We start from the raw sequence: 15,115 nt of genomic DNA, 5'->3' as shown, positions 1-15,115 counted from the left end.
ACCCCTCTCATAGGGGCGAAGACAGTTCTTATAGCAGCAACAAACAGGAAAAGCCGGAAGTCCTCATTCGAGAACTCCGGCTTTCGTTTTGCCTTTGACAAGAAAAACATGGTCTGCGACCCCGTTAAAGGGTGATCGGCGGCAGTGTCTGACCTGTTTCCAAAAAGGTTTTGAGATTGCTGAGAATCGCCGGCCAGCCGTTGTTGTACCCTTCAAAGGTTCGTTCTTCATCAACAAAGTCGCTGTCCAGCAAATTCTCATGCCGGAGGATCAGCTTCACGACCGAACCCATGGGCTGCAGCTCAAAGTTGACGACGCCAGGACTGTTCCGGGGCGAGTTGTCCCCCTTATAGGTCCAAGTAAAAGACAGCTGTCTGGGCGCATCGCAGGTCAGCACCTCGCCATAATCGGTCACCTCGCCGCCCCGTAGATAGTTCACGGCTGAGCCGACCGTCCACTCGGATTCCACCCGTGTTCCGAAAAAGTATTTCTCGGTCAGATCGCCATCCGTCAACGCTTGCCAAAGGTTCTCGGGAGCCGCAGCGATATAGGTGACATAAACAAAGGAGCGCTTGTCCATTCGGTTCATTTCCTCCCTCTTCTTATGGATTTCAGAGCTTGCATCATCATAGACAGCAGGCTTTGGCAAGTCAAGTAAAGTCGCTGTGGGATAGCCGTATACCCAAAAGCCCCGTTTCCAATGATTTGGAAACAGGGCTTTCATATGATCCGAATACGCGGATCCGTGATTAATCGCCAACGACCGACGAGTTCGTTAAGGCATCCACTTCGGCCGAGATTTCCCCGGCCAAACGGCGGATGGCCTCCCGGTCGACCGCCTGGTCATAAATTCGCAGAACAGGCTCCTGAACTTCTCTGACGGTGGCCAGCAGGGCGATCGCTTCCTTCATCGAGCGGGAGTAGCGGCCGCGAATTTCGGCGATCTGATCCTCAAACCGTTCGTCGGTTCCCGCCGTAATCGCCAGTTCGTAAACATCGAGGATTTCGTCGCCTTCACGGCTCGGAAAGTGCTCATGGGGCGCCGTGCTGTCAAAGATCGCCAGGCTCTGCTGCGGAAAAATAATCATGTCCAGGCTGTTCGGATCAAAGCCGCAATGATAGATTTCCGTGTCGACGCCTCTCTCCTCCGCCGCTTTGGCAAGACGTTTGAACAGCGTCGACTTGCCGGAACCCGGACGGCCTTTGACGAAGACGCGCTTCTCCAGGCCATCCGTTAAATTCAGAACGTAATCGACAGCCCCTTCCCAGGTAGCCGCGCCAAGGAAGCGGTGAACGGCATGGGCGCGTCTTGGCCGGATCGGAACAAGATGTTCTTCTGCCCACTCCTCGGCAAGCCGGTCCATGACGGCCCGGTCCAGATTCTGGATATAGAAGGCTTCCCATTCATCATGGATCCGCAGCGTTTTCTGGAACGTATCGTAGGCTTTGCTGTAAAGCGCGCTCGTTTGCCGTTCAGCTTCCTCAATTTCGCCGGCATGCTCGTTCAGCAGCTCCGCGGAAATCGCTTCCTCCAGATCGATCATGCGGATTTCGGTTCCTTCGAGAACCGGATCGGCGCTCCAGGCGTTTCCGTCGACAACGCCGATGCCGATATCCTTCAGGATCAGGCCTTCCAGCCAGTCTCGGTTCAACGGATGATGAATATAGTGAAGGCTCCAGCCCTTTTGGCTCCATGCTTCCGCAAGCTCCGAGAGAAATGCCGAGACCGCCGTCCCTGCCCGGCCCTGCAGTACGAAGACCGTATCCAAGCCGCTCAGTACCGAATCAAACAGCGTATATAAACCGTCCGCCGTATTTCCCCTCGCAAAATAATGCTTCACTTGAACCGCCATACGGGTCAACACTCCTTTGTCGTCCGAAAATGTTTACATCCTATGTTATGCATGGCGGCAGATCTGTGTGAATGCCCAGGGAAAACGGGTTAAGGTTTCGCGGTTCTCCAGTAGTCGTAAGCGTGAACGACGTTTCCGGTATAGGACGGCGAGTCGGCCAGCAGCCCAGGCAGCTTGGCGAGTTCTTCCTCCATATAGGCGGATCCTTCTTCGGCAAAATTAATATGGTTCCCTTCCCCGCTGTCCTTCATTTCGACAGAGATGAGAATCGGCTTGCCAAGCTCATTGGCAAAGGCGATCTCTTCCTTGGAAACGGCTGCGATTCCGTTCGAACCACCCGCGGTATCGCGGAATGCCATCAGAGATACAAAGTCCATCTTGTCGATCATCCACTTGCTGATGGATTCCTCCGTACCGGGAACCTTGTATTTGTCCAGCCAAACGGCTAAATCCATGCTGGCCTGCAGATTCGAATCCTTTTTGATTTCCTGGACAAAAGCGGTCAAATTGCCTGTCCACTCCTCCAGGACATGGTCCGGATCCTTTCTCCATTCCGGCAGCACGTACGGCTCGATATCCAGATGAATGCCATGGAAACGCTCGTCCCCAGCCACTTCCTGGTTATATTTCTTCACATAATTCACCAGTTTCATCATCTTAGGCCGGTTCTCCGTCAGTGCCCAAATCGGGTGACCGCCCATGGCGTGTACTTCAATGCCAGCCGCCGAGGCTTCCTTCACAAACGAACGATACGCCTCGACCGGCTGCTGAAGATCCAGGCGGACAAACAGCCAGTTCAGCTTCTTCTCCTTGGCAAATTCGATAATTTCCTGGCCGTGTTCCATGACCTGATTGGCTTCCCATATGTAGGTGCCGCGCACCTGCTTATCCCTGTCAACCGGATCGGGGTCAGGCACCTGGCCGTCCGACGGTGTTTCAGGTTCCGGATCTGGACTAGGTGCGGGATCCGGTTCTGGTGCGGGCTCAGGATTAGTGCCTCCCGGTTCTTCACCGTCCGGCATGTTCTCCCAGTTGCGGAAGTCGTGAATCGCGATGCCACCATACGAAGTATAGGATTCCAGCGCGCCGGACAGCGATTTCAGCGATTGGTCCATTTCGCTTTTGCCGCTACCGTAGAAGGACGTATGTTCCTCACCGGGCATTTGCTTCGTATTGACGGCCACGAGGACCTTGGTGCCGAGCCGCTGGGCGGATTCCATCTCGTCGCTGGCCAGTTCCACGATGCCGTGTTCCGATTCCACCGTATTGCGGTAAGCCAGAACGGTCACATGGTCAAACGACTTCATAAACCATTCGGTCAGCTTCTCGTCGCCCTGGTCCGGGACGGTATACCCGTCAAACCAGAACGGGAGATCGATCCCGAGGTCCAGCTTGGAGCTTGAAGCGTGGGCCGCATCCAGGAATGCTTGTATATTATTGATCCAGGTCCCGATGACCCCTTCCGGGTCGGTGCCCCATTCCGGAAGAACATAAGGTTCGATGTCCAGATGGATGCCGTCGAACTGGGCGTCAGACGCTTCAGCGTTGTTATAATCGTTTACCCAATCCACCAGGCCCACAAGCCGGTCACGGTGCTTGGTCTGTGCCCAACCCGGGTCTCCCCCGAGCGCATGTACGGCAATGTTGTCAGCATGAGCATTTTGTATGAAAGCTTCATATCGGCTTGCCGGCATGTCTCGATTAATCTGTAAGTAAATCAAGTTGATTCCTTGGTTTTGGGCAAAGTCAAGCAGGTCCTTCCCGCCATCCTCGATCAGCTCCGTCTGCCATACCCAAGTGGCTTTGACCGGTTCGGATGGGGACGAAAACCCCATCAGCAGCCAAGCCGAAAGGCACATCAGCGCGGTCAGCAGAATTCGAGAACTTTTGACAATCATAATTTCCCTCCATTCCTATAGATCTCTAATAGAACGGAGTAATTATAGCATTGATGTCAAAAAAAGAGATGAGCCCAAGTCCTTATTAGGCTGGGCTCACCTCCTGCAGCAGGTTTCTCGACTGCATAGAAGGAACTAAATCCCGCAGGTAATTTATTCCTTTTACTTGGCTATAGAGAAAATCTGGAAAGGATTAGTACCTTTTGATTAGTCGAAAAGTTACGGTTCATATATCATTTTGCGGGTCATGCCCCCATCGACTACGAGGTGGGTCCCGGTTACAAATGAATTGTCCGGATCCGCCAAATATAGACAAGCCCGGGCGATATCATCCGGTTTACCTACGCGTCCCGCCGGATGCTGACTGTGGTCCTCCTCCCGCAGGGCGGAGTAGTCACCCGTTTCGATCCATCCCGGGCTGATGCAATTGACACGGATCCCGTCCGGCCCAAGTGAGACGGCCATCGCATGCGTCAAGGCCACAATCGCCCCTTTGGAGGCGGCATACGCCTCGGAATTCGGCTCCGACATGAGTGAACGGGTCGACGCCAAGTTCACGACGGAACCGGGAATCCCCCTCTCCTTCATGATCCGGGCCGCTTCCCTGGTCGCCAGGAAACAGCTGCGTGCATTGGTGTTCAGCACGTCATCCCATTCCTCCACCGTCAGATCGTATGGTGACTTCCAGCGGGACACGCCGGCATTGTTAATCACGACGTCGAGCCGCCCGTATTCGTCCACCGCCGTCTGCATCAGTCCTTTGATATCCGCTTCGCTTCGCACGTCGCACGGGCAGAACACGGCTTGTCCCCCGTCCTGGCGGATGGAGGCCGCAGCTGCCGCGCCTTTCTCCTCATGATGATCGCCCAGGACGACCAGCGCTCCATGCCGGGCAAAAGCCCGGGCGACCCCTTCTCCGATTCCCTGCGCCGCCCCGGTCACCACGACGACTTTTCCTTCGAATGACATGACCATTCCTCCTTTAGATCTAATCTCGATGTCTCTATTTAACCTTAACGCAGCCGGGGAATCAAGAAACGTCCGTGCTGCACGCAGCCCGTGCAAGCCAGAAAAAAAAGCGCCTCTGGCAGAGCGATCTGCCGAAGACGCATGAATTCCATTCTTTGGATTCGTGTTCCGAAACTAGGGGTTCATCCTCCGGAAAGCGCCCGGGGTGCCTTCTTCTCCGGATACGCGCATGTAGCGCTGAAATCCCAGGTATCTCGTTCCCTGGAAGGTAAGACGGCCGGCGTCGCCCTCGGCGCATAAACCGTACTGTTCGCCGCTGACCGTAAACTCCATCCGGTCGCCGCTCTCCACTTCGAAAGTAAGGTAATAGGTCGTTTTCGTATAGCTGGATAGATGGTCATTGGTATCTTGATGTTGATGATGGCTGACCTGACTGCGTTTGCTGACAATCCGGGAATCCACGGTGAGCACGGGCTGCTTGTTGTTGCGCCCCCACTGCAGAATTCCTTTTCCAGCAGACAGTAGAATAATTCCGATAACAACGACAAAAAAGATCGGCATGACCTTTCCGAAGAAATCGAACATCCAGAAAGACGTATCTCCCATGCTCTTCCCCCTTCCATCCACCAGCTTCAAGCTTCACAGTGACACGCATAGCATGGTCATTAACAGTATATGCGTCCATTTGAAGAACTTGATGCCAAACTTACGGGATCAGAGCACTTTCCATGTAATTCCCCCATCAATCGTCTGAAGGAGCAGTGATCGCATTTCGTCATTCTTCTCAACGAGCATCCAGCCGACTCGCTGCGAGCTGAACTGAAGCTTACCGACCTCGGGATATTCCTTCAATATACCGGTCAGCACGCGGCTAGCAGGCAGAGGCAACCACGTCTTCCCTTGGTCTTCGGTATGATACATTAGATTTCCGACCAGGGCCCAGCCTTGCGTAGAATTAATAAATGAAGGGCGAAGCGACTGGTTTACCCCCTTATTCCAACCCAGGTTAAAAGGGGCGAACGTCCAGGTCTGGCCTTGGTTCGTCGTGAAAAAGCCATTGTATTTAGCCGAATCTCCGACCTGGCAGCCGACCGGAATCCAGCCTTCCGTATTGGACGCATCGAAAAATTCCGGGCTTGACGGGATAAATCCGCTGCAGGATGCCAGCTTGTCCCGGTTAAAAAACGCCGGTCCTTCACTCCACTCGCTGCCTCCATCCTGTGTACGGTACAGCTTCGGCACCCCCAGCTCCTGAATCATCGTAAAGCCTTTAGACGGGCTGGTGAAGGTCATGCCCATCGCATAACCGAGCGGTGGAATGGCTCCCTGCGTCGACGTCTGCATGCTGCTGATATAATTATGCATCACCATTTTCCATTTGGCTCCGCCGTCTACGGTTTTATACAGCGTTTTATCCTGTTTGCCCGTCGATGATTCCGCGGTTAGCATAATCCAGCCGACGTGATCGGATTCGAAAAAGATCGAGGTCACCTTGTTCTTGTCCGGGATGGAGGCTACTTTCCAGGAACCCCCTCCGTCCAACGTATGCAGCACGATCGTCTCCGACGTGCCGGATGCGCTGCGGACCAGCCAGCCGTTCATCCGGTCTTTGAAATACAAGTCTCTTCCATATTTTAAATTGTCGGGAAATTGTACATTGGAAGCCGGCGAGATGTTGACCCACGTTTTTCCGTTGTCATCCGTGAGGTACATCCGCAGCTCATTTCGCGTCAGTCCCCACGCGATGCCCGTCGTCCCGCTGAGAAGCTGGAAGTCCGTCAAGCGGGTCTGTATTTGATATTGGGACGAATCGTCCGCAGCGGACTTGGCTGATTCTGTCGGGACCACGGTCAGCGTTTGTCCCAGCTCCGCAGGCTCGGGATTCGGGACAGGCACGGACGCGGGTTCTTCCTTCTCTGATGTGCAGGCAGAGAGCAATAAACAGAACAGGAGGCCTATGCCCGTCCATTGTTTCCACCGTTTCATTCACATTCCTCCTTCGCTGAGGACCCTTACACTCAAGTCATCTTCTAAAATAAATATTATAACATAAAGCGGTGCTCACGCCAGTCGGGCACGACTGGTATGCAATGGCACATAAAAACACCCGGCATCCTGATGAAGGACACCGGGTGTTGTTTACTGGTACAAGCGCAATGGATCAGCGAACTACCTTCACGCGTTCCGCGATCGGCTGGAACTCCTTGTCTCCCGCTGGCGCCGTCGGTTTGCCGAAAGGCATTTGGGCGATCAGCTTCCAGGATTCGGGAAGGTTCCATTCTCCGCGGACACGCTCGTCGATCAGCGGGTTGTAATGCTGAAGCGAAGCGCCGAAACCTTCAAGCTCCAGCGCCGTCCATACGATCAGCTGCACCATTCCCGAGGTCTGATTCGACCAAATCGGGAAGTTTTCGCTGTAGGCTGCGAATTGGTCCTGAAATTTACGGACGACGTCCATGTCTTCATAGAACAACACGGTGCCGTAGCCGCTGCGGAACGAACCGATCTTTTGCTCGGTCGATTTGAAAGCCTCCGGATTGTTGACGATCTCGCGCAAAATATCTTCCGTAATATCCCACAAGCGGTCATGGTTGGACCCCAGCAGAACTACCACACGGGAGGTTTGGGAATTGAACGAGGAAGGCGCATGCTTGACCGCGTCCTCCACGATTTCCTGAATGCGCTCGTCGGTGGTCACATTCTGTTTGCTGATGGTATAGATGGAACGTCTTCTTTTCAGTGCCTCGATAAAATCCTTGGACATCGCTCTTTCTTACCTCCATGTTAAATATCTGGCGACAATGTGCCTGGACCAAGGAAAATGTACATTGGCCGTTACCGGTTAACTTTCCCAACCTGCTTTTGTAATATGCGAACCAGCTGGGATGGTTTGCATAAAAAAAGACAGGCCCCTTCCGCTTAACACCACGAAAAATACCTGCCCTTTAGTTACACGTTGTTCCGTGCTTCGGTTTCAATGGTACGCTTCATGACCTCTGCCCCCGGTCGACCCGGATCTGAATTTCCACTGCCTGCGGATTATCCTCATGTTGTTCTTTGGTGCGCGGAGACATGATACGTCCACCTTTTCGTTGACTTAGATCCTAGTCGAATTCTAGGAGATGCATACCGGGGTTGTCAATTTGCCGGCCGCCCGGCGGTAAACTAAAAAAATCCTTGCAGCGGATTCAGCACGAAAAGACGTTGGACCCCCTCCCGCTGCTCTGCCGCAAGGATTTTTCGTAAGCGGTGATCAACCGCTTTAAATTTATCGTTTCACCCAGGCCCGCTCCAAGTTCATTTCCTGGATGCATTCCTCTGTGTCGTGCGTGTCGTTGTCAATGAGCGGCGTGACTGCATACGCATGCATCTCTTCGGCTGAATGCGTACGCAGAATCGGATCCAGCACGTCCAGATCCATCGTCCTTTCATCCAGCCATCGTTCCATGTCCCCTGGTGACAGAATCGCCGGCATCCGGGTGTCGAATTCACCGATCAGCGGATTGGCATCCGTCATGACCAAGGTACAGGTGCGCAGCGGCTCTCCACGCGTATCCCGCCAAATTTCGTACAGACCGGCCACCCCGAACATGCCGCGGTTTTTCATCACTACACGGACAGGATAAGACTTTTTGCCTTCCCTCTTCCAGTAGTAAAATCCGTTGCAGGGGATCACGCAGCGCTGCTTGTCCACCATTTTCCGGTAACTGGGGTTCTGGTGCACATTCCGAAGGTCGGCATTGATCGCGTCTTTTCCCCAATAAGGGATAAAGCCCCAGCGGAATTCATCCAGGATCCGCGCCCCGTCCTGCTGGAGCACCACCGGCGTATGCTGCGTCGGGCTAATGTTGTAGCGGTTTTTATAGTAGTACATCACCCGTTCGATTTGAAAATGCTCCTGAACCTCCGGCAGCTCGGCGGCCATGGAAAAACGTTGACACATGAAGCATCAGCCTCCCTTTACCCCGTATTGTTTGCCACTGGAGGGAAATTATTCATATGCCAACCGCTTGCACAACAAAAAAACGGCCCCTTCGCGGAGGGAACCGTTCTGACGCTTGGTTACTCGGAAAACACTGCCGGAATTTACGTCAGGTCCACGCGTGGCAGCAGATGATCCGCGGCTGCCCGGAAGCTTTCGGACTGAAGCGGATCGATCGGCGAATCGATCAAGCTCTAAAGATGACGTATGATCAGTTGATCCCGTTTGGGCCCCACGGACACGTATTTTACTTTCACCCGTGCGGTCACTTCGATCACCTCGATATATCGCTTCGCCGCCTCAGGCAGCTCTTCATAGGAACGAATGCCGGTAATGTCACAGTTCCAGCCCTTGTGATGCTGCAGAACCGGCTTGGCTTCATCCAGCTTCGCGCTTACTGGAAACCGGTCGGTCACCGTCCCGTCTGCAAGCTGATACCCGATACATACAGGGATTTGGTCCAGGTAACCGAGCACGTCCAGATTCGTTAACGCGATCTCGGTGGCTCCTTGAATCATACAGCCGTAGCGGGTGGCCACCGCATCGAACCAGCCCACGCGTCTCGGACGTCCGGTTAGTACGCCGTATTCGCCTGCATCGCCACCGCGCCGGCGCAGCTCTTCCGCTTCTTCGCCCGCCAGCTCGGTCACGAACGGGCCGGCACCGACGCAGCTCGAATACGCTTTGACCACAGTCACCACCTGGGATATCGCATACGGCGGCAGGCCGGCGCCAACCGGCGCGAATCCCGCCAACGTCGAGGAGGACGTGGAGAACGGGTAAATGCCGTGATCGGGGTCCCGCAGCGCTCCCAGCTGTCCTTCCAACAAAATGCCTTCCCCGTTGCGGTATGCCTCGTTCAGCATTTGAGCCGTATCGCACACGAACGGACGAATCTTCTCGCCCTGCTCCAGTAATGCAGGCATTAGATCCTCCGGAGAAAGAGGCTGATGACCATAAAGATGTGCCAGCAGAACATTTTTGGCTTCCAGCATCTGTTCCAGCCGGCGCCGAAGTCTTTCTTTATTGTACAGATCGGCCACCTGTACGCCGAGCTTGGCGTATTTATCAGCGTAAAACGGAGCAATCCCCTGCTTCGTCGAGCCAAAGCTGCGTGCCCCCAAGCGCTCCTCCTCCAGCTCATCCAGCAGCCGGTGAATCGGCAGGACGACCTGTGCCCGGTCCGATATGGCCAGTTTCGGTTCGGGGACGCCTCTTGCCAGTAAAGCTTCCCGTTCGTTCATAAGTACGTTCACATCCAGCGCCGTCCCAGTTCCAATCACGTTCGTTACATGCGGATAAAACACGCCGGAAGGCAGCATATGCAGTCCGAATTTCCCGTATTCGTTAATAATCGTGTGCCCGGCATTGCTTCCGCCCTGATATCTCACCACGTAAGATGATTTGGCTGCCAGCACGTCCGTCATCTTTCCCTTTCCTTCATCGCCCCAGTTGGCTCCAACAATCGCTGTTACGGTCAATGGTTTGGCCTCCTCTTGTTTTCCTTTACACGGATCATTATAATTGGGGTTGATCGCATAAGTAAAATTGATATTAATAATGATCTATATAAATTGAGGTAATGACAATGAACATTCAAATGGAATGGTACCGTGTATTTTACTGGACGGCCAAGCTCGGCAGTTTGACGAAGGCGGCGGAGCAGCTGCATATTACCCAGCCTGCGGTCAGTCATACGTTAAAGCAATTGGAAGGTGCTCTTGGCGGGGTTATTTTTTTCCGGACAGCCAAAGGAGTCACGTTAACCGCAGAAGGCGAAGTGTTGTACGGCTACGTGGAACAAGCCATGCAGATGCTTGACGTCGGGGAGAAGAAGATGGCCGAGATGCAAAATCTGCTGCTCGGGGAAATCCATATCGGAGCGAGCGACACTTTGTGCAAGCATTACCTGCTTCCCTTCCTCGAGCAGTTTCACCAGGAATATCCGGACATACGGGTCCATGTCACGAACCGGACGACACCGGAGACGATCGCATTGTTAAAAGAGGGAAAAATCGACTTCGGGATCGTAAACCTGCCTGCGGAGGATCCCAAAATCGATTTTTGGCCAAGCGCACCCCAGCAGGACTGCCTTGTCGGGCATCCGAAGTATGCGGAACTGGCACGGCAGCCGCTGCCTTTGGCGGAGCTTCACCGGTACCCCCTGCTGCTTCTGGAGCCGGGTGGAAGTACGCGCCGATTTCTCGACAGCTATGCCGCGGCGCACGGCACCACCCTTCATCCGGAATTCGAGCTTGGCAGCCTTGATCTCTTGGTACAGTTTGCCCAGAGCGGATTTGGGCTCACCTTCATTACGCGCCAATTCATCACTGAAGAGATAGGCTCTGGCAAGCTGGTGGAAATCCCATTGACACCTCCGATTCCACTTCGGCACATCGGGATTGCGACGCTCAGAAACGTTCCTCTTTCGGCTGCATCGAAGCGGTTTATCGGCTTTTTATCGCAGCTGAAAACCGAAATACAGCCTGAGTAACCGGTCCCGAATGAGAAATGACGGACCCGCTCCCAGGTTTAAGCATCCATAGATTCCCTCTGGAGCAAGCGAAAGCTGAAATCGCGTCCGAACCGGGGCGACAGCGCCTGCCACAGCTTGCCGATCCCGGCCTCAATCCATGCCATGTTTCCGGAATCGCCGACATCCACCGGATCCAAACCGATGTCGCGGGACAACCGGGCAACCGTATCCTTTGCTTCGTCATCCTCCCCGCTGATAAAAACTGTGGCATTGCCCTCCTCGTATCGGGGCTGGGCAAGCACTTCCCAAGGAAGGGTATGGAAAGCCCGGACAATCTTCGCCTCCTGCGCCAGCCTACGCACCTCCTGATCCGCGGACTGCCCGTCGAAACGGTTGGTGCAATTGATCAAAATTTTTCCGGCTAGAGTTCCGGCTTCCGCCAGTACCCTTTCCACTTCGTCCACCATCACGGCCAGCAGGATGACTTCGCCCAAAGCAGCCGCTTCCCGCACGGTTCCCGCCTGTGCCTGAGGCCCGGCCTCCTGAAGTAGAGCTTGAATTCTCTCATGATGCGGATCCCGAGTGCCGAACATCACCTCATGCCCCTCCGCAGCCCATTTTTTCCCGAGCGTTCCACCCATGTGGCCCGTTCCGATCACACCGATTTTCATCGTCATTCTCCTTTGCGATGGATATATCGAGGGGGTGCATGCCCCTCTCTCAAGCATTCTAATCGCTGGAGTCGTCTCCAGCGCAAGTCATGACATCAACATTTTTAATCCGGGTAACCTCTTCCCCTATTCAGACGTCTTAGATAAAAAGGAGTGAACTTTGTATGAAAAAGATTATTGGGGCGATCACTGCCGCATGCTTGCTCATGTCTGGCTCGTCCGTCTATGCGGCTGTTCCGGATAAGGTATATATGGAAAATGTTGAAGTTCCGAATGCAGCACCTGTGCTGAAAGACGGGCGGGTGCTGGTCCCCTTGCGTACCTTAGCCAATTCCATCCATGCATCGGTCTCCTGGGATGCCAAAACCCAGACAGCGACCGTCCACAAATGGTCGGAGAGGGTTGTGATCTCGCTCGGTAAAAACGCAGCTATGGTGAAGCAAGGAGATTGGTCGACCAAAATCAAGCTGGATGTGCCTATGCAAAACATTCATAATCAAATGTATGTACCGCTGCGTTTGTGGAGCGAATGGCTGGGTTACCGTTTGGAGATAAAAGGCACGTCGGTATCGTTACAGTCTCCGCTGAATCCGATGCAGCTGGCTGTGCTGAATTCAGGTGACCTGGCCGACGCCCGCCGGATGATGCTCGATATGAACAGTCGCCTGCATTATGAGCATGAAGCCTTGAGCAGCGAGCATACTTCCGAAGGGTTCAGTACCATCTTTCTGTTCCCTCAAGGGGTGGGCACCCGGTATTACGTCATTTCCGACAACCTGGTATCTCGGATCGAGCTCAAAGGTGGGATGCAGATCGTCACCTGGCAGGCGCATATCTCGCCGGGCGTGAGACCAGTAGAAGAGCTGTTTGCGCAGCAGAAATTTACGGACGCAACCGGACCGTTACCCTGGAAGAATACTACCTATTTTTATTACCGTGAAGGCAGCATTGTGAACATCAATACGTATACAGCGGGACGTCTGGATCCGGATGGAAAGCTGAACAAGCTGGCATATAAGCTGACGCAAGACGGGGAGATTCGGGAGCAGTCTGGATCTCTTATACTTAAGCTGCCTGATGAGGTCCGGACCGATGTGAAGAAATGATTGCTGTATTTCGCTTCCTGTAGGTATTTATGCGCGGTATATAAGTGCAAAAAGTGCACCTAACTCAGCCATTCAACCGAATTTCTGCTCGATTGGACGGGTTTAAGTGCACTTTTGCTTTGAGTTTCCCAAAAATAGGGGTTTCGTTATACGCCCTTCAGGATTCATTCGGTAACGCTCGCTGGGTAGATATAAATCGGGCTGGTGTTCCGTATATGGGATCGTCTCGAAGCCGGTGTCAGCGGGCAGTCTCAAGCCGCCTTTTCAACGCTACCTCCTCCCCACTTCCACAACAGACAATATAACCTCTGCCATCTGTTCCTCGGACAAAGTCTGCGGCTCCCGCGCCCACTGAATGGCCGAACCAAAAATAGCCCAACTAACGGCCCTTGCCCGTGCTTTAAGCTGCAATGGATCATCAAGCGGATAACCAGGATCATTCCTCATCAACCCTGAGATATAACGGGTTAATTCTTCATGGATGGTCTCCTCCAAAATCGAAACCGGTACCCTGCTGGATGGCTGCCGGTGGCTATATTTACCCTCAAAGCACAGAAGAACAGCAATAATGATCTTTCGGGCAGTCTCGCGGTTCCACGATGAATTCGGCGGAACGGCATTCATCAGCAGCTTGCTGAAGTTGTCCCGGATGACATGATCCAGGAGCATATATTTATCCGTGTAATGGATGTAAAACGTCCCCCGGCTCACATTCGCCCGCTCTGTGATGTCCTGCACGCTCATGGCGGAAAATCCCTTTTCCCGGATCATCTCGACGAACCCTTCCCGAAGCAGCAGACGTGTGCGCTCGATTCTGCGATCACCGTGTCGATCGGTATTTGCCATATCCATCCCTCCCTTTCGGCTGGATTTATACCATTCTTAGCAGCCGAATGTTGAACAATTTTTCCTCAATGTCCAAAACTGAACACTGGCCGTGTTTTGTACATGGTTCTGTCCGCTGTACCGATTTAAAATGATCTTATCTCAAGGACCGAGCCTAGTAAAGAAAGTGATATTTTCGTACGGATCTGCATTGCAACGAGGGAGAATATGCTACTTAGAATTGACTCCGTTGCACAGCAGGATTATCGAAGAAATCTGAGCTCGGCAGCAAAGGGAGTGATCTGATGGAAAAATATGCAGCGGACACAAAAATTGAAGCAAAAAGCGAGCTGAGCGGTAGATTCGATTCTTCTTTAAAAGAGCTTGTCAGTCTCACCCAGATTTACTTTTGGAACGGACGCTCCAAGGAGGCGCTGCACATCCTGAATCAGCTTCTCCCGATAACCGGCATCCGTGATGTGCAGCACCTGCGTCTTCCGATTTTGCTGCAGCTTGGCAAAATACAAGCCAATGAATATGTCTACACCAACGGCGATCCGGAACCTATGTTTTCCGTATTGAATGAAGCCCGGCGTCTCGCTGAGCAATCCAAAGACCGAAAAAGCCTGGCCGATGCGCTGAGTTCCCTGGGTACTGCCCACTATTTTGCTGAACTGAATGCTAGCCCAACGATCGAGAGCACTAGCGGACAATATAAAAAGGCTTTGAATTATCATGAGCAGGCATTGCAGCTTAGGGTCGAGCTTCAGGACAACCGCGGCATAAGCGAATCGTATTTTCAAATCGGTACCGTGCATGAACGCTGGCAAAAGAAGGAGATGGCCCTGAATTATTACGCTCAGGCAGCCCGAATCGCTGAGGAGCATCATTTTCCGTTAGAGCAAAGTGAGCCTGCACGACATTTTGCTTTCCATGCGTTTCAATCCGGAGACCTGGACGAAGCTTTAAAATTTGCACAGCACGCTTTATCCCTGCGGGAAACCGCAGGGTTCAAGCCCCATCTGCCGCTGGATCATCTGCTGCTGAGCGACATTTACCTGAAACGCGGCCAGATCGAAACGGCTCGGCAGCATGCCGAAACCGCCACCCGCTTGGGAGAGGAGATGGGATATCTAAGAGCCGTTTCTTCCTCCTGCCTCACCCTCGGCGATATTGAACTCACACAACAAAGGGTTGATGCCGCCCGTACTTATTACGAAAGGGCTCTCCGCTTAGGGCATGAACTCAAGCTCCCGCTGGCCGTTCACAGAGCAGAAGAAAGGCTGAAACAATTGAGCAATCGCACGTGATTCTCTAAGCTGAGTTCCAGTAAAT

The 15,115-nt window shown here is 53.4% G+C and carries 14 protein-coding genes; 3 read left to right on the top strand and 11 right to left on the bottom strand.

What is annotated here, in order from left to right:
* Positions 1-124: 124 nt before the first annotated feature.
* The 9 genes from FHS19_RS13260 to FHS19_RS13220 form a co-directional block, all read right to left on the bottom strand.
* Entirely contained in the window at positions 125-580 is a 456-nt protein-coding gene (locus tag FHS19_RS13260) for an SRPBCC family protein (RefSeq protein WP_183582269.1), read from the bottom strand.
* A 169-nt stretch (positions 581-749) separates the two neighbouring features.
* A complete protein-coding gene (locus FHS19_RS13255) occupies positions 750-1,853 on the bottom strand; it encodes a hypothetical protein (RefSeq protein ID WP_183582268.1) in 1,104 nt (367 codons plus the stop codon).
* 89 nt (positions 1,854-1,942) lie between these two features.
* Entirely contained in the window at positions 1,943-3,751 is a 1,809-nt protein-coding gene (locus tag FHS19_RS13250; RefSeq protein WP_183582267.1) for a glycoside hydrolase family protein, read from the bottom strand.
* A gap of 219 nt (positions 3,752-3,970) precedes the next feature.
* Positions 3,971-4,720 (bottom strand): SDR family NAD(P)-dependent oxidoreductase, encoded by a 750-nt coding sequence (locus FHS19_RS13245; RefSeq protein WP_183582266.1) that lies wholly within the window; start codon positions 4,718-4,720, stop codon positions 3,971-3,973.
* A gap of 174 nt (positions 4,721-4,894) precedes the next feature.
* Positions 4,895-5,326, bottom strand: a complete 432-nt coding sequence (locus FHS19_RS13240; RefSeq protein ID WP_152398039.1) for a DUF2500 domain-containing protein — start codon at positions 5,324-5,326, stop codon at positions 4,895-4,897.
* A 108-nt stretch (positions 5,327-5,434) separates the two neighbouring features.
* Positions 5,435-6,706, bottom strand: coding sequence for a WD40/YVTN/BNR-like repeat-containing protein (locus FHS19_RS13235; protein WP_183582265.1), 1,272 nt, complete (start codon positions 6,704-6,706; stop codon positions 5,435-5,437).
* Positions 6,707-6,881: 175 nt separating this feature from the next.
* Positions 6,882-7,484 (bottom strand): nitroreductase family protein, encoded by a 603-nt coding sequence (locus tag FHS19_RS13230; RefSeq protein ID WP_183582264.1) that lies wholly within the window; start codon positions 7,482-7,484, stop codon positions 6,882-6,884.
* Between the two features lie 504 nt (positions 7,485-7,988).
* Entirely contained in the window at positions 7,989-8,663 is a 675-nt protein-coding gene (locus FHS19_RS13225) for an SOS response-associated peptidase (protein ID WP_183582263.1), read from the bottom strand.
* A 233-nt stretch (positions 8,664-8,896) separates the two neighbouring features.
* Entirely contained in the window at positions 8,897-10,183 is a 1,287-nt protein-coding gene (locus tag FHS19_RS13220) for an adenylosuccinate synthase (protein WP_183582262.1), read from the bottom strand.
* Positions 10,184-10,290: 107 nt separating this feature from the next.
* Here FHS19_RS13220 and FHS19_RS13215 point away from each other — a divergent pair, with 107 nt between their 5' ends.
* Positions 10,291-11,196 (top strand): LysR family transcriptional regulator, encoded by a 906-nt coding sequence (locus FHS19_RS13215; RefSeq protein WP_183582261.1) that lies wholly within the window; start codon positions 10,291-10,293, stop codon positions 11,194-11,196.
* 38 nt (positions 11,197-11,234) lie between these two features.
* Here the strand turns inward: FHS19_RS13215 and FHS19_RS13210 are convergent, their stop codons facing one another.
* Positions 11,235-11,849, bottom strand: coding sequence for an NADPH-dependent F420 reductase (locus FHS19_RS13210; protein WP_246426558.1), 615 nt, complete (start codon positions 11,847-11,849; stop codon positions 11,235-11,237).
* A 164-nt stretch (positions 11,850-12,013) separates the two neighbouring features.
* On the opposite strand from FHS19_RS13210, the gene FHS19_RS13205 reads away from it, so the two are divergent.
* Complete coding sequence (locus FHS19_RS13205; RefSeq protein WP_183582259.1) at positions 12,014-12,955, top strand: copper amine oxidase N-terminal domain-containing protein; 942 nt, start codon at positions 12,014-12,016, stop codon at positions 12,953-12,955.
* A 270-nt stretch (positions 12,956-13,225) separates the two neighbouring features.
* Here the strand turns inward: FHS19_RS13205 and FHS19_RS13200 are convergent, their stop codons facing one another.
* Positions 13,226-13,801 (bottom strand): TetR/AcrR family transcriptional regulator, encoded by a 576-nt coding sequence (locus tag FHS19_RS13200; RefSeq protein WP_183582258.1) that lies wholly within the window; start codon positions 13,799-13,801, stop codon positions 13,226-13,228.
* 284 nt (positions 13,802-14,085) lie between these two features.
* Between FHS19_RS13200 and FHS19_RS13195 the strand changes: the two genes are divergently transcribed.
* A complete protein-coding gene (locus FHS19_RS13195) occupies positions 14,086-15,090 on the top strand; it encodes a tetratricopeptide repeat protein (RefSeq protein WP_183582257.1) in 1,005 nt (334 codons plus the stop codon).
* Positions 15,091-15,115: the final 25 nt, after the last annotated feature.

This window comes from Paenibacillus rhizosphaerae (assembly GCF_014192015.1).
Taxonomy (GTDB): Bacteria; Bacillota; Bacilli; order Paenibacillales; family Paenibacillaceae; genus Paenibacillus_AQ; species Paenibacillus_AQ rhizosphaerae.
The sequence above is the reverse complement of the archived record's forward strand: the minus strand, read 5'-3'. Positions and strand labels throughout refer to the sequence as shown.

What these genes read in the sequence shown, in the direction of transcription:
- FHS19_RS13210 (WP_246426558.1), bottom strand. Translation starts at nt 11,849, where the DNA reads ATGAAAATCGGTGTGATCGGAACGGGCCACATGGGTGGAACGCTCGGG.
- FHS19_RS13215 (WP_183582261.1), top strand. Translation starts at nt 10,291, where the DNA reads ATGAACATTCAAATGGAATGGTACCGTGTATTTTACTGGACGGCCAAG.
- FHS19_RS13225 (WP_183582263.1), bottom strand. Translation starts at nt 8,663, where the DNA reads ATGTGTCAACGTTTTTCCATGGCCGCCGAGCTGCCGGAGGTTCAGGAG.
- FHS19_RS13230 (WP_183582264.1), bottom strand. Translation starts at nt 7,484, where the DNA reads ATGTCCAAGGATTTTATCGAGGCACTGAAAAGAAGACGTTCCATCTAT.
- FHS19_RS13235 (WP_183582265.1), bottom strand. Translation starts at nt 6,706, where the DNA reads ATGAAACGGTGGAAACAATGGACGGGCATAGGCCTCCTGTTCTGTTTA.
- FHS19_RS13200 (WP_183582258.1), bottom strand. Translation starts at nt 13,801, where the DNA reads ATGGCAAATACCGATCGACACGGTGATCGCAGAATCGAGCGCACACGT.
- FHS19_RS13260 (WP_183582269.1), bottom strand. Translation starts at nt 580, where the DNA reads ATGGACAAGCGCTCCTTTGTTTATGTCACCTATATCGCTGCGGCTCCC.
- FHS19_RS13250 (WP_183582267.1), bottom strand. Translation starts at nt 3,751, where the DNA reads ATGATTGTCAAAAGTTCTCGAATTCTGCTGACCGCGCTGATGTGCCTT.
- FHS19_RS13255 (WP_183582268.1), bottom strand. Translation starts at nt 1,853, where the DNA reads ATGGCGGTTCAAGTGAAGCATTATTTTGCGAGGGGAAATACGGCGGAC.
- FHS19_RS13240 (WP_152398039.1), bottom strand. Translation starts at nt 5,326, where the DNA reads ATGGGAGATACGTCTTTCTGGATGTTCGATTTCTTCGGAAAGGTCATG.
- FHS19_RS13205 (WP_183582259.1), top strand. Translation starts at nt 12,014, where the DNA reads ATGAAAAAGATTATTGGGGCGATCACTGCCGCATGCTTGCTCATGTCT.
- FHS19_RS13195 (WP_183582257.1), top strand. Translation starts at nt 14,086, where the DNA reads ATGGAAAAATATGCAGCGGACACAAAAATTGAAGCAAAAAGCGAGCTG.
- FHS19_RS13245 (WP_183582266.1), bottom strand. Translation starts at nt 4,720, where the DNA reads ATGTCATTCGAAGGAAAAGTCGTCGTGGTGACCGGGGCGGCGCAGGGA.